At 34.4% G+C, this 20,754-nt stretch carries 18 protein-coding genes; 6 read left to right on the top strand and 12 right to left on the bottom strand.

The window, feature by feature from the left end; genetic code table 11:
• Nucleotides 1–101: 101 nt before the first annotated feature.
• Nucleotides 102–1,793 (bottom strand): AsmA family protein, encoded by a 1,692-nt coding sequence (locus tag H4O20_RS14065; RefSeq protein WP_185099695.1) that lies wholly within the window; start codon nt 1,791–1,793, stop codon nt 102–104.
• Nucleotides 1,794–1,933: 140 nt separating this feature from the next.
• Here H4O20_RS14065 and folK point away from each other — a divergent pair, with 140 nt between their 5' ends.
• The 6 genes from folK to H4O20_RS14035 all read left to right on the top strand — a co-directional run bounded on the left by folK (nt 1,934) and on the right by H4O20_RS14035 (nt 9,401).
• Nucleotides 1,934–3,070: a 2-amino-4-hydroxy-6-hydroxymethyldihydropteridine diphosphokinase gene (folK, locus tag H4O20_RS14060; RefSeq protein ID WP_260402698.1), complete on the top strand. Its 1,137-nt coding sequence runs from the start codon at nt 1,934–1,936 to the stop codon at nt 3,068–3,070.
• A gap of 97 nt (nt 3,071–3,167) precedes the next feature.
• A complete protein-coding gene (locus H4O20_RS14055) occupies nt 3,168–4,103 on the top strand; it encodes a pseudouridine synthase (protein ID WP_139855517.1) in 936 nt (311 codons plus the stop codon).
• 294 nt (nt 4,104–4,397) lie between these two features.
• Nucleotides 4,398–5,795, top strand: coding sequence for an arginine decarboxylase (locus H4O20_RS14050; protein WP_185099694.1), 1,398 nt, complete (start codon nt 4,398–4,400; stop codon nt 5,793–5,795).
• Complete coding sequence (speB, locus tag H4O20_RS14045) at nt 5,785–6,738, top strand: agmatinase (protein WP_185099693.1); 954 nt, start codon at nt 5,785–5,787, stop codon at nt 6,736–6,738. Before H4O20_RS14050 ends, speB begins: the two co-directional genes overlap by 11 nt.
• Nucleotides 6,728–7,705: a deoxyhypusine synthase family protein gene (locus tag H4O20_RS14040; protein WP_185099692.1), complete on the top strand. Its 978-nt coding sequence runs from the start codon at nt 6,728–6,730 to the stop codon at nt 7,703–7,705. Before speB ends, H4O20_RS14040 begins: the two co-directional genes overlap by 11 nt.
• A 157-nt stretch (nt 7,706–7,862) precedes the next feature.
• On the top strand, nt 7,863–9,401 hold the full coding sequence (locus H4O20_RS14035; protein ID WP_139855513.1) for a bifunctional GNAT family N-acetyltransferase/carbon-nitrogen hydrolase family protein: 1,539 nt from the start codon (nt 7,863–7,865) through the stop codon (nt 9,399–9,401).
• A gap of 28 nt (nt 9,402–9,429) precedes the next feature.
• On the opposite strand, the gene H4O20_RS14030 is transcribed toward H4O20_RS14035, so the two are convergent.
• The 11 genes from H4O20_RS14030 to miaB form a co-directional block, all read right to left on the bottom strand.
• On the bottom strand, nt 9,430–9,882 hold the full coding sequence (locus H4O20_RS14030) for an RES family NAD+ phosphorylase (RefSeq protein ID WP_185099691.1): 453 nt from the start codon (nt 9,880–9,882) through the stop codon (nt 9,430–9,432).
• Between the two features lie 2 nt (nt 9,883–9,884).
• Complete coding sequence (locus tag H4O20_RS14025; protein WP_139855511.1) at nt 9,885–10,352, bottom strand: antitoxin Xre/MbcA/ParS toxin-binding domain-containing protein; 468 nt, start codon at nt 10,350–10,352, stop codon at nt 9,885–9,887.
• Nucleotides 10,353–10,693: 341 nt separating this feature from the next.
• Nucleotides 10,694–12,076, bottom strand: a complete 1,383-nt coding sequence (locus H4O20_RS14020; protein WP_185099690.1) for a mannosyltransferase — start codon at nt 12,074–12,076, stop codon at nt 10,694–10,696.
• Between the two features lie 219 nt (nt 12,077–12,295).
• Entirely contained in the window at nt 12,296–13,933 is a 1,638-nt protein-coding gene (gene groL, locus H4O20_RS14015) for a chaperonin GroEL (RefSeq protein WP_185099689.1), read from the bottom strand.
• 139 nt (nt 13,934–14,072) lie between these two features.
• Nucleotides 14,073–14,348, bottom strand: coding sequence for a co-chaperone GroES (gene groES, locus H4O20_RS14010; RefSeq protein ID WP_139855508.1), 276 nt, complete (start codon nt 14,346–14,348; stop codon nt 14,073–14,075).
• Between the two features lie 155 nt (nt 14,349–14,503).
• The gene (locus H4O20_RS14005) at nt 14,504–15,529 is read right to left on the bottom strand and encodes a hypothetical protein (protein ID WP_185099688.1); all 1,026 of its coding nucleotides are present in this window, start codon (nt 15,527–15,529) and stop codon (nt 14,504–14,506) included.
• Nucleotides 15,530–15,623: 94 nt separating this feature from the next.
• The gene (secG, locus tag H4O20_RS14000; RefSeq protein ID WP_139855506.1) at nt 15,624–15,947 is read right to left on the bottom strand and encodes a preprotein translocase subunit SecG; all 324 of its coding nucleotides are present in this window, start codon (nt 15,945–15,947) and stop codon (nt 15,624–15,626) included.
• Between the two features lie 2 nt (nt 15,948–15,949).
• A complete protein-coding gene (locus H4O20_RS13995) occupies nt 15,950–16,912 on the bottom strand; it encodes a hypothetical protein (protein ID WP_185099687.1) in 963 nt (320 codons plus the stop codon).
• 10 nt (nt 16,913–16,922) lie between these two features.
• Complete coding sequence (locus H4O20_RS13990; protein ID WP_139855504.1) at nt 16,923–17,435, bottom strand: LptE family protein; 513 nt, start codon at nt 17,433–17,435, stop codon at nt 16,923–16,925.
• Nucleotides 17,436–17,475: 40 nt separating this feature from the next.
• Nucleotides 17,476–18,759, bottom strand: a complete 1,284-nt coding sequence (locus H4O20_RS13985; RefSeq protein WP_139855503.1) for a sigma-54 dependent transcriptional regulator — start codon at nt 18,757–18,759, stop codon at nt 17,476–17,478.
• A gap of 338 nt (nt 18,760–19,097) precedes the next feature.
• Nucleotides 19,098–20,537: a tRNA (N6-isopentenyl adenosine(37)-C2)-methylthiotransferase MiaB gene (gene miaB, locus H4O20_RS13980; RefSeq protein ID WP_185099686.1), complete on the bottom strand. Its 1,440-nt coding sequence runs from the start codon at nt 20,535–20,537 to the stop codon at nt 19,098–19,100.
• Nucleotides 20,538–20,754 lie beyond the last annotated feature (217 nt).

Raw genomic sequence — 20,754 nt, 5'->3', positions numbered from 1 at the left:
AATAATTGTGCCTGAAATAAAAAAGAGCTTACGGATCTATTCTTTCTATCTGTAAGCCTAGAATTATATTGTCAAAAATTAATAAAGAAATTAGTTGTTTTTTATCTCAGTTCTTTGTTAGCTTTAAAGTTTAAAGTAGCATCAAGAAATCCTGGGATTTTAATGGCTTCTTCATTTCTAACTTTCTTAGATGTTTCTCCTTTTTCACCAGATTTTGATTCTGTGAATGACGTTTCAGCAACCATAAAGTCATTCACGTTAAAAGTGTTTGATGTAACGTCAAAGTTTCCTTTTAACTCTTGGTTGCTCATTAAAAATGGAATTAAGTTTTTAATATTTCCAGAAGCTTTAATATCTGTCTGTCCTGAGGTTGCATTTAGTTCTTTTAAAGTGAAAACTCCAGGTTGTAGGGCAAGCTTAGCATCCGAAATTTTTAAGTCTTTTTTAAATCCGGCATCATAATTAAAATTAGATAGGCTAGCATTTCCGCGAGCGTCTATTTTTTGGTATTGCTCTTTTTCAACAGATTCCATATCGAAATTTGCAACAACATCGGCTTTAAAAATTCCGCTGAGGTTTTGTTCTATTTCTACAGGTAATACCTTTTCTATGTTTGCCAAGTTCAGCGTCCCTTGCATTTCTAAATTAACAAATGGATTTTCGGTAATGTTTTTAATGCTTCCATTCATTCTGAAAGGTTCGCCGTCGATTTTAAAAGTTAGATCTGGAATGTTTAAAAACGTATCTTTTAGTAGTCCAGTCTCGTTTTTTAACTGTGCATCAATGGTAATGTTTTCAACCGTTTTAGGTAAATCGGGATATTTAAATGATGCGTTTTCACTTGCTATTTTTATATCCATTGTAGGGATATGAATACTATCTACAATGCCTTTAATCACTCCATTTACAGTAAAGTTTCCTGTCGTTTTTACATCGCTTATTTGCTTCACATACGTTTCAGGAATTACCGCTAAGAAGTTTTTAAAATCGGATGAAGGTGTTTTAAAAGTAATATCAACTTCGTTGTTGTCTTCATTTAGTTTTACATAACCTTCAAATGTTAGCGGTAGCTCGTTGATTTTGGCTTCGTTTTCTAGAAAGGTGTATTTCTGATTTACTAGATCTAAGTTGAAAATAGCATCAAGTGAAATTCTATTGTTGGACAAATACTCAGTATCTTCCATCTTAAAAGAAGCCATGGCTTCTGTATAGGTGTCTAGTTGTCCAACTTCTACAGAAAGATCACCACTACCTTCATGTTGAATGTTTGATAGCGTTAAATAAATTTTTGAGGATTCATCAAAGTAATTAATCCGTGAGTTTTCTATTTCATATTTCTCCAACTCAAAAGTAAATCCGCTACTTGTTTCTTCTTCATTAAGTATTGGGGCATCGTCCTTGATAGCAATATCATAATTGGTGTTGCCTAGGGAGTCAATCATAATATTCAGAAATGTACCCTCAAGTTTTAAAGCGTCAATCTTGATGTTTTCAGACTTAAAAAGTTGCATAATGCCCATATCTAGCGATAAGCTTTTACCGCTAGCCAGAGTGTCTCCTTCAAAAGGCGCTCTGTTAACAACTGAAAAGTTTTTCACTATAAGAGAAGCATTTGGAAAGCTACTAAATAGGCTTAATTCGAGTTCTTCCCAGCTTACGTTTGCGTTTATATTTTGGTCGATGTTGTTTTTTAGTATTTTTTCAAGACTTCCTTTAAAAATAAAAGGCGCGGCAATCAGTAAGATTAAAATTAAACCTAAAATGATTCCAAAAATTTTGAGTGCTTTTTTCATAAGAAAATTGAAAAATTTATTTTTTATAATTCCTTTTAAAACAACTTATTAAAAAGTGCTATTAAGGAAAAATTATATCTGCGCGCAAATTTACTTGGTAGTCTTTTTCTTTTCCTTAATTTCGTCTTAAATGTTAACACTTGAAATCACTTCAACCCTCGCATAACGTCTTTTTATCTCTCGGCAGTAATATGGGTAACCGTTTTGAATATCTTCAAAATGCTGTTGACCTTATTTTTGAAGAAATTGGATCTGTAATAAAAATTTCTTCAGTTTACGAAACCCCCGCAATGGGTTTTGATGGCGATCCATTTTTAAACTGTGCAGTTTGGATAAATACAAACCAAAAACCGCAAAAAGTTCTTAAGTCTGTATTAGGTATTGAAAAGAAAATTGGAAGGATAAGAAATAATTCAGAAGGGTATAGTTCACGTCCTATAGATATTGATGTTATCCTTATAGACGACATGATTATTATTACTGAAAAACTTACCGTGCCCCATTCCGAAATGGAAAAGCGCAAGTTTGTTCTTCAGCCGTTAAATGATTTAAACTCTGAATTAATTCATCCTATTTCTAAAAAAAATATAGGAGAAATATTAGCTGAAACTGAAGATAATAGCGAGCTGCACAAACAATCGAAATGGCTTGTGAATCCTATGAGTAATTATAATATTTCAAAATACAGTTATATTACAATTGAAGGGAATATTGGAGCAGGAAAAACAAGTTTAGCTACTAAAATAGCCGATGACTTTAATGCTAAGTTGATTTTAGAACGATTTAAAGACAATCCTTTTCTTCCGAAATTTTATGAAGATGCTGCTCGTTATGCGTTTCCATTAGAGATGTCTTTTTTGGCAGATAGATACCAACAATTGGTGGATGACATTACTCAATACGATCTTTTTAAAGAATCTGTAATTGCAGATTACGACGTAAACAAATCTTTGATTTTTGCTAGTATTACGTTACCTGAAGAAGAATACACGCTTTATAAAAAGCTATTTCACGTAATGCACAAGGAGGTACCAAAACCAGATGTATATGTTTATCTGTATCAAAATACAGAGCGGTTAATAGAAAATATTAAAAAAAGAGGTAGAAAATACGAGCAAAGTATCAAGGCTTCATATCTTCAGAAGTTGAATGAAAGTTACTTAGAGTTTATAAAAAATCAACATTCCGAAAATATTAAGATAATTGATATCTCTGAGATGGATTTTGTGAAAAATAGAGCAGACTATTTAAACGTTTTAAAACAAATAATTAACTAAAATCCAGCATCTGCGGGGTTTTATTATATGAGATTTAAGTATAAAATGAAAATGCTTCTGCCTACTTAAATTCATTACCTTTGCAAAAATTTATAATATGAGCAGACAAGACAATACGAATAGAGGAAAAGCTTCAGGGCGTGGAGGTAACAACCAACGCAATAGAAGTAATGCAAGAGGTAATGCTCCCTTAAAAACTGAAGCTCCGTCAAAAAAGACAGGACGTCAGCAAGACCCAGTTTCAAAACCAAAATTAAAATTCGATAAAAGCGGAAAAGAAATTGGTAGAAGAGAAGTGGCGCCAAAACAAGTTAAGAAAAGCAATCCAGAAGATGGAATTCGCTTGAATAAATACATTGCAAATAGTGGAGTTTGCTCTAGAAGAGAAGCAGACACATTTATTGCCACTGGTTTAGTGACTGTAAATGGTAAGATTATTAATGAAATGGGTTACAAGGTTCAATTAAATGATGATGTTCGTTTTGATGGACGTCGTTTAAACCCTGAACCTAATACTTATATTTTACTAAACAAACCTAAAGGTTTTGCTACAACAGATAGCAATGCAAAAGGTATGACAGTAATGGATCTTGTTGCTAATGCTACCACTGCCAAAATAAAGCCTTTTGGTCGTTTAGGAAGAAATGCAACTGGATTGTTGCTTTTCACTAATGACGAAGAGTTTGTGCAGAAATTCTCGAAAAAAGGAATTTCGAGATTGTTTCACATAGCATTAGACAAAAACTTAAAAGCTGAACATCTTAAGAAAATTAAAGATGGTTTAACTATTGAAGGGAAAGAAATTGCTGTTGAAGAAATTAGTTATGTAGATAATTCACCTAAGAGTGAAGTTGGCTTAAAAATTAAGCATACTGGAAATAGCGTAATCAGAACAATTTTTGAACATTTAGGTTATGATGTAATGCGTGTAGACTGTGTTACATTGGGCCCTCTTACTAAGAAAGATTTACCACGCGGACGTTGGAGAACACTTACTAGTAAAGAGCTGAATATGTTTAGTATGGCTAACTAAAGTGAATTTTTTGCCAATTTTAAAAAATATTGATTTTTTTTCGCACATTTGTATTTCAAACACGAATGATATTATCTTTAATGGTTGGTTTTTGATGTTTTCAAAAGCAGATATCCTAAATGAACAATATACTCATACTTCCTAAAACTGCTTATCTGCAGGTTAAAGGCAAAGTCCTTATTTTAAAGCATTTGCCTATTCGTATATAATTTACAAGTTAATTTTTTGTTATATCTAATCTTTTAAGAGGATTAGTCTATTGAGATTTTTAATTTACACTTTGAAAACAAAAAAATGAATACTAAATATATAGATTTAATAAATCAAACTTATTATTTTCCTCAGGAAGAATTTCGTTTAGGAGAAAACGGAATTGAATTTCACGGCGTAGATATGATGGAGTTGGTGCAAAAGTATGGTGCACCACTTAAATTTACATACCTACCCAAAATTTCGGAAAATATAAATTTGGCGAAGAAATGGTTTAATACAGCCATTGAAAAACATAACTACAAAGGCAATTACAATTATTGCTACTGTACTAAAAGCTCGCACTTTAAACATGTTTTAGATGAAGCGCTAAAGAATGATATTCACATCGAAACATCATCAGCTTTTGATATAAATATTGTTGAGAGTCTTAAAAAAACAGGTAAACTTACAGATAAAACCTATGTAATTTGCAACGGTTTTAAACGTGAGAAATATATTGATAATATAGCGCGTCTTATTAACGAAGGTCATGAAAACTGTATTCCAATTATCGATAATTATGAAGAGATTGATTTGCTTTCAGATAGCATAAACGATCACTTTCAGGTGGGAATTAGAATTGCTTCAGAAGAAGAACCGAAATTCGAGTTTTACACTTCTCGTTTAGGTATTGGATATAAAAACATCATCCCTTTTTACGAAAACCAAATTAAAAATAATGATAAGGTGGATCTCAAAATGCTTCACTTCTTCATTAATACGGGTATTCGTGATACAGCCTACTATTGGAACGAATTGGTAAAGTGTTTAAAGGTTTATGTACGTCTTAAAAAAATGTGTCCTTCACTTGATAGTTTAAACATTGGAGGCGGGTTCCCTATAAAAAACTCTTTACACTTTGAGTACGATTATCAATATATGGTTGACGAGATTATCAATCAGATAAGCATTACATGCGCTGAAGCAGATGTGCCAGTTCCAAATATTTTCACCGAATTCGGAAGTTTTACAGTTGGTGAAAGTGGAGGTGCTGTTTATGAAATTCTGTACCAGAAGCAACAAAACGACCGTGAGAAGTGGAATATGATAAACTCCTCATTTATTACTACATTGCCTGATACTTGGGCTATTAGTAAGAAGTTTATTATGCTACCTTTAAATCGTTGGAACGATGAGTATGAAAGAGTTCTTTTAGGTGGGTTGACTTGCGATAGTGATGACTATTACAATAGTGAACAGAATATGGCAGCAATTTATTTGCCGAAATTTAAAAAAGAAAAACCGTTATATATCGGTTTCTTTAATACAGGAGCATATCAAGAAACTATAGGTGGATTTGGTGGACTTCAACATTGCTTGATTCCTCAGCCAAAACATATTTTGATTGATAGAGACGAAAATAATAATGTTACAACTAAACTTTTTTCAGAACAACAAACAAGCGAGCAATTGCTAAACATTTTAGGTTATGAGCACTAAAACGTACGCAGGTATCCCGCAACAATATGCGGCACTTGAAACATCAAAAATTGTATTAATTCCAGTTCCTTACGATGGAACTAGTACTTGGCAAAAAGGTGCGGACAAAGGTCCAGATGCCTTTTTGGATGCTTCAGAAAATATGGAGCTTTACGACATTGAAACCCAATCGGAGGTTTACAAACAGGGCGTTTATTTAGCTGATGCAATAACCGAAAACTCTTCTCCGGAAGCTATGGTTGATGCAGTGCATAAAACCACAAAAGATTATATTAAACGCAACAAGTTTGTTACTTTATTTGGAGGAGAGCACAGTATCTCTATTGGTTCAATCCGTGCATTTAATGAATGTTTTGATAATCTTACGGTGCTTCATATCGATGCGCACGCCGATTTACGTAAAGAGTACGAAGGAACAAAATGCAATCACGCTTGTGCAGTTTACGAAGCAAGTCTAAATACCAATCTAGTTCAGGTAGGTATCCGCAGTATGGATATTGCTGAAACAAGAGTTATGGATGAGGAAAAAGTTTTCTTCGCCCACGATATGGTAAAAGACGAATACTGGATAGATAAAGTAATTGAAGCTTTAGGTGAAAACGTTTTTATTACTTTCGATCTTGATGCTTTTGACCCTTCAATTTTACCTTCAACGGGAACTCCAGAACCAGGAGGATTGTTGTGGTATGAAACACTTGATTTCTTAAAACAAGTTTTTGAGGAGAAAAACGTAGTAGGTTTTGATATCGTTGAACTTTGTCCGAAAGAAGATGAAAAATCTTCAGACTTTGTAGCGGCCAAACTTTATTACAAAATGTTATCGTATAAATTCGAAGGAGTAGAAGAAGGCGACGATTACGAAAACAATTTTAATATCTCAATTCCGACTGATTCGGGCAAAAAAGGAAATTCAAAATTTAACACAGAAGAAGATGAGTACTAACAAAGGAGGGATTTCTCAATTTATTGAAAAATATTATTTACACTTCAATTCAGCAGCGCTTGTAGATGCAGCTAAAGGATATGAAGCACAATTAAAGAACGGCTCAAAAATGCTTGTATCTATGGCTGGTGCGATGAGTACAGCCGAAATAGGAAAGATATTTGCTGAAATGATCCGTCAAGATAAAGTTCAAATTATTTCCTGTACAGGTGCAAACCTTGAAGAAGATATAATGAACCTTGTGGCGCATAGCCACTACAAAAGAGTGCCCAATTACCGCGATTTAACACCGCAGGACGAATGGGATTTACTTGAAAAAGGTTTGAACCGAGTAACTGATACTTGTATTCCTGAAGAAGAAGCTTTTAGAAGAATTCAAAAGCATATAGTAAAAATTTGGAAAGATGCTGAAGCTAATGGCGAACGCTACCTACCACACGAATATATGTACAAGCTACTTTTAAGTGGAGTAATGGAAGAACATTATGAAATTGACTTAAAAGATTCTTGGATGTACGCTGCTGCTGAAAAAAACCTTCCAATTATCTGCCCAGGATGGGAAGATAGTACAATGGGAAATATTTTTGCTAGTTATGTGTTGAAAGGAGAATTACAAGCTTCTACTATGAAAAGTGGAATTGAGTATATGACTTTTCTTGCAGAATGGTACACTGAAAATTCTAAAAACGGAATAGGTTTCTTCCAAATTGGAGGAGGTATTTCAGGAGATTTCCCAATTTGTGTAGTACCGATGTTATACCAAGATATGGAACGTACTGATACTCCTTTTTGGAGTTATTTCTGCCAAATAAGTGATTCAACTACAAGCTTTGGTAGTTACTCAGGAGCTGTGCCTAACGAAAAAATTACTTGGGGTAAATTAGATATAGATACACCTAAATTCATTATTGAGAGTGACGCTACTATTGTTGCTCCTTTAGTTTTTGCGTATATCTTAGATATGTAAAAAGTAACGTTCATTAAATACTTTAATGCATTCAAAGAACAATCCGCAGTTTACAGTTCCTAATTAAAAATAGGGAATTGGCTGCGGTTTTTGCTCTCTAACATTTATATTATATACCCTAATTGAAATTGCTTTAATAGAAGTAACCACATAAACCATGGAACCAAAAAAGATTGAAAATATCGAGCTTAAGTTTTTAACCCTAAAAGACTACGAAGCACTAAAAAAGGCAACTATTCAATCTTATGGAGGAATGCCTAATAGCTATTGGAAAATCAACGAAATAGGTAACCTAATAGATGTTTTTCCAGAAGGTCAAGTATTAATTATGGCTGATGGTCAAATTGCTGGTTGTGCGCTTTCTATTATTGTAGATTTCGATAAACTAGGGGAGAAGCATACGTATAAAGATGTAACTGGTGATCCAACTTTTAAAATACACGATCCCGAAGGTGATGTGCTTTATGGGATTGATGTTTTTATCCGTCCCGATTTTCGTGGGCTTCGTCTCGGAAGAAGATTGTATGATTACCGAAAAGAACTTTGTGAAAACCTAGAGTTAAAGAGTATTGTGTTTGGAGGTAGAATGCCAAATTACCACCTGCACGCCGATAAACTTTCTCCAAAACAATACATCGAAAAAGTTAAACGCAAGCAAATTGATGATCCAGTTTTAAACTTTCAGATTTCTAATGACTTTCACCCTGTGCGTGTTTTAAAAGGGTATTTAGAAGGTGATAAAGCTTCAGGTGAATTTGCCGTTTTAATGGAATGGGATAATATTTATTATACCAAACCTGAAAAAAAACCAACACCTACAGCTATAAAAAGTGTTGTCCGTCTTGGTCTTATTCAGTGGCAAATGCGAAGCTATTCCGGAATGGAGGAATTGATGCATCAGGCGGAATATTTTATAGACAGTGTTGCGGGATATCGCTGCGACTTTGCAATGTTTCCAGAGTTCTTCAATGCTCCGCTTATGGCAGAATACAACCATTTAAGCGAACCTGATGCAATTCGAGAACTAGCAAAATACACTAAAAAAATAACCGAAAAGCTATCGCAACTTTCAATTTCCTATAACATAAATATTATTACGGGAAGCATGCCCGAAATAGTTCGCGGTAAGTTATACAATGTAGGATATTTATGTCGTCGTGATGGAAGTGTGGAACGTTTTGAAAAAATTCACGTTACACCTGATGAAGAACGTGTGTGGGGGATGTCCAATGGAAATTCCTTAAAAACATTTGATACCGATTGTGGAAAAATAGGGGTGCTTATCTGCTACGATTCTGAATTTCCCGAACTTTCGCGATTACTTTCAGATGAAGGCATGGACATTCTTTTTGTTCCTTTCCTAACCGATACTCAAAATGGATATTCACGTGTTAGATTATGTGCTCAAGCTAGGGCAATTGAGAACGAATGTTACGTGGCTATAGCAGGAAGCGTGGGTAACCTTCCAAAAGTGCACAATATGGACATACAGTACGCTCAAAGTGCTGTATTCACTCCTTGTGACTTCGCCTTCCCAAGTAATGGAATTAAAGCTGAAGCAACTCCAAATACCGAAATGATATTGGTTGCCGATGTAGATATTGACTTACTTCGTGAGCTTCATACTTTTGGAGCGGTTAGAAATTTAAAAGATAGAAGAAAAGATTTCTACCGATTAGAGCGTGTAAAAAAATAATTATAAACTTTCTAAAAGAGTCAAGCAATTACTTTTTCTTTATTCGTAAATCAAAGACAAAGTCCTTTATTTCAACTAGTTTGAAACTCAAATTAGCTACCTTAGGATTTATTATATAATTAAATTCTTCAGGAATTATAATGGACGGAATTTTTAAAATAGGCTTGTTGCTCTTTAAGAATTGTGTCCCATAATCCTTAGTTGATTTTGGTGCAGGAGTTTCTCTCCAGTTTCCTGGTAAATCCTCTTGTTTAAATGAATAAACTTGGCTTTCGTCTATTTCAAAAACACATAAACTAAGGGCACGAGGAATAAAGTCTATATTTATATTAACAGCATACTCCAAAACAGACAAAGCGCGACTTTCGGCAGTATAGATACAAGCGGAATCAATATGATTCCATCTACCGCCATAGAGTTTTGCTCCTGTACCGCTTAGATCTTCGGCGTATTTTGTTTTTGTAATTCTATAGACCTTCATAATTATGAAAATACGCCGTGGGCAATACGGCCAATCAGGTTTCGAACTTCCTCACGACCAAATTGATTGTCCATAAGCTCAAAAGGTTTTGATCCTGCAAGGGCTTGATTTGAAGAAAACATCCATTGATTGAAATTGTCTTTGTCTTCAAACACCACGTAGCCGAATGAATAGATTTCTGCCACAGCAATAATTCGCTCGCTAATATGATCGCTAAACTTTTGATCACCTTTCTTATTGATAAGCGTGGAGCGCGTTACGGACAATGCTTGGGCTAAAGCATCGTAATCTAAAGAAGTTTCTTCTTTGAGCTTGGTTAAATAGGTTTTGGTAACCCCATCCCGAACTATCTGCATTTTCTGAAAGGAAGTCATATCGACTAAGGGAATGGCTAGATTCCCATCGTAAAAATAAGTAGGGGCCTCCTTGACGTAGTTTGTCTTATCGGGGGTTTTATATTGCTTTTTCATAATAGTATGAATTTACATTAAAATAAGTATAAATTTATACTTTTTTATTCGGTTTTCCAACTTTTTAACTGTTTCTTTTTCAGATAATTATATGAAAACATTAGTGTGAAATTAAAATATAGAAAATTCTTTTTAGCTAAGAATAAAGAGTGCTTATAATATTTTCAATATGTGTGTAGGACCTTGTTATAATGCTCCTCCTTGAGGTTTAAAAACTCGATACCATGCTTCAGTAATCTAATCTACCTGTCAAACTATTGGGAAACAAGCCTTACCTCCACTAACGATCTTAGTCTAATAGGATTGATGTGAAAAGAGTAATTTTTAGATTGCTTTTTCACTCAGTAGTTTAGGAGTTTTTCCTTTTCTCTATACTTTTTGCAACGAGTAAATTCCCATGCAGCAATTCCAATAACTATAAAATATTCTAAAGCTACCAACCATAAGTTTTCATCAAATCCTTCTTTTTCATACGCTGAATAACTTAGGAAAACCACCAAACTCCATACAAGAGGAAATTTATAATTTGTAAAAACTGAAAGAATAAGCGGAGTGGCAACATACCACGGATGAACAGTTGTAGATAATAGGAAGTAAAAAGATACCGCGAATAGCATTGACGTAATTAACTGTTGAGGTGTACTATTCTTTTTAAGGAATGAAAGACCAAGGATGAAAAGCACAACTATCATTGGCAGTATTTTTCCAACAGTTTCAATAATATTCCATCCTACAACTTGAAATCCAATCCATCGAATTATGTAATAAACGCTTGCATTAAACTCAAAGTTTTGAAACCAAAGTCCGATGGTAGCTGCGAAGTTTTGAATGAAATCTGAGGAGAGAAAAGGTAGAAAAGTTATTAAAATTGTTGCTCCTATTATGCTATAAAACTTTAAAAGAGACGTCAGGTTGAGCGCAGTCGAAACCTCTTTATTTAAAAACCATCTAAAAAACAAAGGCAAAAACAATAACGGTAACAGTTTCACCGAAACAGAAAGACCGATTAAAACCGCCGCCCAAAACCACTTTTTCTTAAATAGTAAAAATAAGGCCCACACAAAAAAGAAAAGCATCACTCCTTCAAAATGTAGATTTCCTGAAAGTTCAATAATTATAAAAGGGCTCAAGAAATACCAGAAAATATTTTTCGCAGGAAGGTTTAATTGCTCTAACACCATTTTTCCGAAGTAGAGAATACCTACATCTGCCAAGATAATCACCATTCGAAGAACTATAACCGACCCTAAAATACTCTTTCCGGCAAACAGCCCAGCAATTGCGAAGAACAACTGATTAACTGGAGGGTAATTACTGAAGTGACTTGCATTAAGCGCACCCATTCCTTCAATTAGCTCCTGTGCTTGTGCTATTGTTACGGCAAATGCAGATGAATTGGTGGGTGTAAATAAATACGGACTAAACCCTTGGATTAACAATCTGCCATCCCATAAAAATCGATAAAAGTCTTGCGAAAGATTCGGAATTGAAACAATAAAAGCTAATCTAAAAATAATTCCAATACTCGCTAAAACCCAAAAACGCAATTGATGTCGTGAGAGATATTTTTCTATAAATAGATAAGAAGTGATAAATAGCGCAGCATAAAGACATATGAGTTTTATGAACTCACTGCGCTCCAAATTATATGCAAAACCTAAGTAAAGTACAATCGATACTAAAGCAACGAGAATTGGGTTTTTATAAGTTTTAATGATATTCAAGTCGGTTGTAAGTCGATTTATGGTTCTAACTAATTTTTATCTTTAGGATACCCAAATGTAACTATATGTTTAAAATTAAAATGATTTTAATTTTAATTGCCTCATACGAGTTTGCTTTTTCTGATTTTGAAAAATTTATAAAAATGAAGAAGCCTCACAGGTCTTTGATACCTGTGAGGCTTACTAATTTACTTTGTGCTGAATACTAGGCACTGATTTTTACATCATACCTGGCATTCCGCCACCCATACCTCCTGGCATTCCGCCACCGGCATTTTCATCTTTAATATCTACTAAAGCACATTCAGTAGTTAGAATCATTCCAGCAACAGAAGCAGCGTTTTCAAGTGCTACACGTGTTACTTTCTTAGGGTCGATAATTCCAGCTTTAATCATATCTACATAAGAATCGCTCTTAGCATCGTAACCGAAGTTTTTCTTGCCTTCTAACACTTTGTTGATTACAACTGAACCTTCACCACCTGCGTTTTCAACGATAGTACGTAAAGGAGCTTCGATAGCTCTAGCTACAATATTTACACCAGTTGTTTCGTCAAGTGAATCTGTAGTTATCTTTTTAAGAACCTCTATAGCTCTAACTAAAGCAACACCACCACCAGCAACGATACCTTCTTCCACAGCTGCACGAGTTGCGTGAAGTGCATCATCAACACGGTCTTTCTTCTCTTTCATTTCTACTTCAGAAGCGGCACCTACATAAAGAACAGCAACTCCACCAGCTAATTTAGCTAGTCGCTCCTGTAATTTTTCTTTATCGTAGTCACTAGTTGTAGATTCAATCTGTGCTTTAATCTGGTTTATTCGACCTTTAATGTTGTCAGTTTCACCTGCACCATTTACGATAGTTGTATTGTCTTTATCAATAGTTACATTTTCTGCAGAACCAAGCATGTCGATAGTTGTGTTTTCTAAAGTGAAACCACGCTCTTCAGAAATTACAGTACCACCAGTTAAGATTGCGATATCTTCTAACATTGCTTTTCTTCTGTCACCAAAACCTGGAGCTTTAACAGCAGCGATTTTTAATGAACCACGAAGTTTATTTACTACCAAAGTAGCTAAAGCTTCTCCATCAACATCTTCAGCAATAATTAAAAGAGATCTCCCTTGCTGTGCCACTGGCTCAAGAACTGGAAGTAAATCTTTCATTGAAGAGATTTTCTTATCGTATAGCAAAATCATTGGATTCTCCAATTCTGTTTGCATTTTTTCAGTATCTGTTACGAAGTATGGAGAAAGATATCCACGGTCAAACTGCATTCCTTCAACTACATCAACATAAGTCTCAGTACCTTTTGCCTCTTCTACAGTGATAACACCTTCTTTCCCAACTTTTCCGAATGCTTTAGCAATTAAATCACCAATAACATCGTCGTTGTTTGCTGAAATAGAAGCAACTTGCTTTATCATTTCAGATGAATTACCAACCTTAGTAGTTTGCTTTTCAAGGTTTGCAACAATAGCTTCAACAGCTTTATCGATTCCGCGCTTTAAATCCATTGGATTAGCACCAGCAGCTACGTTTTTAAGCCCTTCTTTAACGATTGCTTGAGCAAGAACAGTAGCAGTAGTTGTACCGTCACCAGCAAGATCATTGGTTTTAGAAGCAACTTCTTTTACCATTTGCGCGCCCATATTTTCAAGAGCGTCTTCTAATTCTACTTCTTTTGCAACAGTAACACCATCTTTAGTTACTTGTGGAGCACCAAAGGATTTGCTAATAATTACGTTACGACCTTTTGGTCCTAATGTTACTTTTACTGCGTTTGCCAATGCATCAACTCCGCGTTTAATAGCGTCGCGAGCTTCAATATCAAATTTTATATCTTTTGCCATAAACTTTTTATTTTGTGATTCCGTCATAATCAGGAATCGTCGGGTTAATATTTTTTAAATTCTAAATTTCAAGCTCCAAATTCAAAATAGATACTTTGGAACTTGGGATTTTTTTATTGGAATTTGTGAGTTTTTATCGTTAGATAATAGCGAGTATATCGTCCTCGCGCATAATCATATAATCTTTGCCATCAAATTTTAATTCACTTCCGGCGTATTTTCCGTAAAGAACAGTATCACCAACTTTAACTGTCATTTTGTGATCTTCTTTTCCTTTACCAACAGCTACTACTTTTCCTTGTTGCGGTTTTTCTTTTGCTGAATCTGGAATGTAAAGTCCAGATGCGGTTTTAGTTTCTGCTTCTTCTGGCTGAACCAATACACGGTCTGCAAGTGGTTGAATTTTTAATGCCATTTTTTATTATTTTTTATAGTTGTTAAACTTATGTTTTTATGTTGTGATTCCTTATTGGCAGAAACTATGCCACTGCCTATAAACTGACATTATATAATACAAAAATGCCAGCTTGTCAGAGACTGGCATTTTTGGTAATATGAGATCCGTGTTTTTTATTGAGAACAATTCCCGTCACGTAAATCTTGACGCGTAGGATTGTATAAATTATTGACAATTACGAAATATGGAACGTTGTATGGTGGGCCGCTATCACCTTCTTGGAGTCCTCCTTCTGTTTGCATCAAGGGCGTTAGACCACAATAATCTGATAGTTTAGAATTTTCTCCAATATATAATTGATTTCCAACAAAAGTTAAATTGCTTAAACCATAAATAGATTCTAGCTCTTTGTGGTTTTCAATGATCAAACGTCCTTGAATGGTTTTTAGATTCTGAAAAATGTCTAGACCTTCTAAGCTCCAATTGTACCGAAAATCTAGGTCTCCTCCAATAGTTTCAAGGTTGTTGAATGCTTCTACATTGTTTATAAGGATGTTGCTTCCGAACAAAAGATTTTTCCCTACCTGGGTTAATGATTCAAAGCCCTGTACTTTTACAAGTTTATTACTCGACATAATGGATAAATCTTTGCCTATATAAGTTAGGTTATTAAAACCTTCAATTGTTTCTAAGTTGGCATTTACATTAATGGTGAGGGTTGTGTTGCAACTCGTTAGGCTATTAAAACCATTAATGTGTAATAATTTATCATTCCCGAAAACATTCAATTCATTGACAGTTTTAAGGGCATTTAAATTTTTTATTTCCTTTAAAGAAGAATTCATATAAATACTTAAAACACCTCCAATTTCTTGAAGGTTATCTAATCCATCTATTACCGAAATATCTGTTTCAAAAATTAATAAGCTGCCATCAATCTTTGTCAAATTTCGTAATCCGTTAAGATTTGTAATTCTCGAAGAATTTTTGTCCGGACACTGGCCAATATAAACGTTTCCTGATACGTGAGTTTGAGTGAAAACTTGATCTACTTGATCTTGAGTGGTAAGAATCAAGTCTTTTTTCGGATCTAAACCATATAAATTTTCGCACGTTCTTTTTAAACCCGTTCCGTCTCCGTAACAGGAAAGGAGTAAGACGCTAGATATTACGAGTAGAATGATGTTTCTAGCCTTCATTGTGGTTTTCTTTACTAATAAAGATACGATAATAATAATAAAAAAATGCCACCTCTCTATGAGGTGGCATTTTACGATATATATTTAACAAAAATTATTCTGTAGTTGTTGGTGCAGGTACTTCTGTAGTTGGAACTGCTGGAAGAGCACTTTCGTCAAAAGTTTTTGATTGCATAGTGTTGCTACCCATGATAAAGATGTTCGAAAACAAAATCAAGGCCAACATAATTGTTGCAAGCGTCCAAGTACTTTTATCTAAAAAGTCACTTGTTTTCTGTACACCACCAATTTGTGCACCACCGCCACCTCCAAAGGAAGATGAAAGTCCACCACCTTTTGGGTTTTGTACCATTATAACTACGACCAATAAAAAGGCCACTATCATTATTAAAATTAGGAATATTGTAAACGTGCTCATGATTATTCTGTATTAGTCAATTTTTCTATCGCTCGAATTTGGTCTGCAAAGAAACCACTTTTTTCGGGATTTTTCAAAATTAATATTTTATATGCTTGAATTGCCTTTTTATAATTCTTTTGTTGTAAATAAACTTTAGCCAAAGTTTCGGTCATTAAAGAATCTGAACTCTGTGAAAAATCTGTAATAAATGCTTTATTGCTAGGGTTTTCAGAATTACTTGCTCCGGAAAGTGAAGTTTTTTCTGATTCCGCAGAAGGAATTATTTTTGGTCGTTCCTGAATAAATTTATCAATAAGTTGAAGTTTTCTTTCTTTTTCTTCCTGATTTATAGTTTCTTCAGTGTTTGATTCTGTTAGAGAATCAGCTTCTTTCTCGTTTTTAGAATCTATTTCTGAAGGAGCCACTTTTCGCTCAATAGGCTTTGCTTTTGTCAATTTTAGCCATTCTGAAAAAGAATGAGTGTCACTTTTTGTAAATTCTAAAGGCTTATCGGTTTGTAATACTTCTTCAGGACTTTCTTCCTTTTCTTTACTTTTTTCAATTAAGTCTTGAGCTTTTCTTTGGAATAATTCTGGATTTAGAATATCCTCAGCTTTTTTAATTTCAGCTTTTAAAAGACGTTCGTTTTCCTCTTTAACTTCATCGTTGATGTTTTCTGAAACAACCTTTATTTCGTTTACAGAATCATCGTGCTGAAGAATAGTTTGTGAAATTTCATTTTGTATAAACTTCTCTGAAGTTATATATTCAAAAAGAATATCTCTATCGGTAGTGTGTGCGGCCGTTAACTTTAAAGCATCGTTGTAAAGAAAGCTGTCTTGGTTTTTTAAACCTTTTAATTGTAAAGCACGAGCACTTTGAAAATAAGGATATTTTCTAATTAATAAATCTAAAGCAGCAAGATCCTCAGAAGTTAAGTTCTGAGGATTTGCAAGTAGATATGTATAGTTCGAAATATTCAAAATTTTAGGTTTACCAATTTGCGAGTGACTTATTAAATATATCTTGTGTTATTCTTTCAAAAATTATATCGATGGCAGCATCTAATTTCGATCCTGTTAATTGTGTCTGACCGTCATAATCATAGTAGAAACTAAAAGATTGTTCAAAATCTTTTAAAGGTTCCTTTGTGTTGTAAAATCTCACACTCACCGAAATAGTCAATCTGTTTTGCGCCGCTGTACTATTTGATGTTGCCGTAATAGGTGAGATGTAATATTGTGTGATTTCACCTTCATACACTAAATCCCCATTGTTATTCACAAGGTCTAAACTGGTCTGATTTAATAATAAATCTTGTAATTTTTGTGTGAAATCACGGTTTATTCCTGGCTCTACAATAGGTGCATTATTTTGAAAATAACTTACTTGAACTGTTTTTGTGGTGTTATAGTTTATATCGGCACCTGTGAATGAATAAGGACCACAACTTTGTAGCGAAATAGCCACAACTAAAAAAACTAAAACTGAAAATATTCTTGACATCTAAATTAAAATAATGTTTCTACAAGCGACCAACGACCAATTATAAATTATACTGTTTAATCTTTCGATAAAGTGTTCTTTCGGAAATTCCTAACTCTTCCGCAGCGTCTTTTCGTTTTCCGCCATACTTCTCGAGTGATTTTTTAATAAGCTCTAATTCCTTTTGCTGAAGTGATAGGTTTTCTTCCTCTTCAATATCTTCGGCATATTCGTATTTATCCTTTTTTTCTGGTTCTGAAGCGTGTTCAGGGATGCTAAATACTTCAACGTCGGCTTCCGTAGCGATATTCTCTTCTTCAATAATAGAAGCTAACTCTTCTTCAGCTTCCGTTTCGTCTGAATATATTTTGTTGATTAAGGATGACTGTTCTTCTTTAACTTTGGCAGCGTTTCCGCTTTTCATTAATTCCAAAGTTAGTTTTTTAAGATCATTTACATCGCGTTTCATATCAAAAAGCACTTTGTAAAGTATTTCGCGCTCACTACTGAAATCGCTTTCAGATTTTTTAGCATTAACTATTGCAGGAAGATTACTTCCCATATCTGGTAAATAATGCTTTAAAGTATCATAGGAAATTTCTCTATTCTGCTCTAAAACTGAAATCTGCTCAGCAACATTTCGAAGTTGACGAATATTTCCACTCCATCGGTACTTCAATAATAATTCGATTGCGTTATCATCCAGACGAATTGTAGGCATCTTGTATTTCTGAGCAAAATCTGAAGCAAATTTTCTAAATAACAAATGTATGTCTTGCTTGCGTTCGCGAAGCGGAGGTAAGTTTATTTCAACTGTACTTAATCGATAGTAAAGATCTTCACGGAATTTTCCTTTTTCAATGGCTTCAATCATCTTCACATTGGTAGCGGCAACAATACGGACATCGGTTTTTTGCGTAGATGAAGATCCAACTTTTAAAAACTCTCCGTTTTCCAACACTCTTAACAGTCGTACTTGCGTTGGTAATGGAAGTTCTCCAACTTCATCAAGAAAGATAGTCCCGCCATCGGCTACTTCAAAATATCCACTTCTAGTTGTAGTCGCTCCCGTAAATGCACCTTTTTCGTGACCAAAAAGTTCACTGTCAATCGTGCCTTCAGGGATTGCACCACAGTTTACTGCAATATATTTTCCGTGCTTTCTGTGAGAAAGTGAATGTATAATTTTCGGGATACTTTCTTTTCCAACCCCGCTTTCACCAGTAACCAATACCGAAATATCCGTTGGTGCAACCTGAATTGCTTTCTCTACGGCGCGGTTTAGTTTTGGGTCGTTACCTATTATTCCGAATCGTTGTTTTGTTGCTTGTATGCTGCTTTCCATATTAATTTTATGTCATTCAACTTTGCCTGTTATGAGGCCTTATAACCCCAAAATATTCCTAAGCAGTATTCTATTTTATATTTAATTTTACTCGTAAGTTAATTCTTCACTAAGAAAACTGCTCTTTTTAACTACGACGCTTATTAGATATGCTATGAAAAAAGTCTTCAGAAAAATTTTCTGCTATCGTCATTATGTAACTTGTTAGCATCAATACTAAGACTTAAATCTTTATCTTTATTCAGCTCTTTAGACTGTGATTTATCGTTATTAGATTTTCCTAACAATTATAAAATTACAGCAAATTGAACTAAAACACGTTTTTTGATTTATTAGTCCTAAGCAAGTCCTATAGCTTCGCCAATAAGTGTTGCAGTAGTACAATCCGTTACTTTAACCTTTACAAAATCTCCAGGTTTATAATTTTCCTTAGGGAAAACAGCAACATTATTATGTTCCGTTCTTCCGCTCCATTCATCTGCATTTTTTTTCGATTCCTTTTCAATTAAAACTGTTACTGTTTTACCTAAAAAAGATTCTGTGCGAAAAGCGCTATGTTTTTGTTGGAGATTTACTACTTCTGTCAATCTTCTACTCTTTATTTCTTCAGGAACTTCGTCTTCCAATTTACGAGCTGCTAATGTTCCAGGTCTTTCAGAATATTTATACATATAACCAAAGCCGTACTTAACATATTCCATTAAGCTTAACGTATCTTGATGATCTTCTTCAGTTTCAGTTGGAAACCCAATAATCATATCCTGAGAAATGATACAATCTGGAATAATTTCCAAGATTTTGTCAATTAGCTTCATGTACTCTTCACGAGTGTGCTGACGATTCATTTCTTTTAGAATTCGAGTGCTTCCACTTTGTACTGGAAGGTGAATATGGTTACAGATATTATTGTGTTTTGCTACAACGTGTAGTACATCTTCACCCATATCTTGCGGATTACTTGTTGAGAAGCGAATTCTCATTTTAGGTTGCGCAGTAGCAACTAAATCTAATAGTTGAGCAAAATCTGTAGCGGTAGCTTTTTGCATTTCTGATGCATTTTTAAAGTCTTTCTTCAGACCGCCACCATACCATAAATAGCTATCTACGTTTTGACCTAGAAGGGTTATTTCTTTATATCCTTTTTCGGCTAGATCATTAATTTCATTTAAAATACTGTGAGGATCACGACTGCGTTCTCGTCCGCGGGTAAATGGCACTACACAAAAAGTACACATATTGTCGCAACCACGAGTAATACTTACAAATGCGGTAATTCCATTTCCTCCTAAACGTACAGGGGAGATATCGCCATAGGTTTCTTCTTTTGAAAGAATAACGTTTACAGCTTCTCGTCCTTCTTCTACTTCTTGTAAAAGGTTTGGAATGTCTTTGTATGCATCTGGACCAACAACCAGATCAACAATTTTTTCTTCTTCAAGAAGTTTTTCCTTCAAACGCTCGGCCATACAACCTAGCACACCAACTTTCATTTTCGGATTACTACTGCGTTTTACTGCATTGTATTTTTCTAATCGCTTACGGATAGTTTGCTCTGCTTTGTCGCGAATTGAACAGGTGTTCACTAAGACCAAATCTGCTTCTTCCATCAAATTTGTGGTGTTGTACCCCTGATCAGCAAGAATAGATGCTACAATTTCACTGTCGCTAAAATTCATAGCGCAGCCGTAACTTTCTAAATATAATTTTTTAGAATTCTCCTTTTTTGCTTCTAAAATTAAGGTGTTCCCTTGTGCTTTTTCGTCTATTGTCTTTTCCATAAAAAATCAAACTTCAATACAAAACAGTCCATAATGTAATTCCTGCAAAGATACAATTAAATGCTTGCGGTGACAAAGTGGCAGATTGCTTTTTATATAATTTTATTTGAGATTTAAAAGAAGGAATAAATATATAGGTATAGTTATGAAGTTTTCGTTTGTTAGTGCTTGTTGGCTGAATTTATTGCCGTAATTTTCTTTCACAAATCACTGTTGA

The sequence above is a fragment of the Aequorivita sp. 609 genome (assembly GCF_014212065.1).
Taxonomy (GTDB): Bacteria; Bacteroidota; Bacteroidia; order Flavobacteriales; family Flavobacteriaceae; genus Aequorivita; species Aequorivita sinensis.
This window is presented reverse-complemented; position numbering and strand designations above follow the sequence as displayed.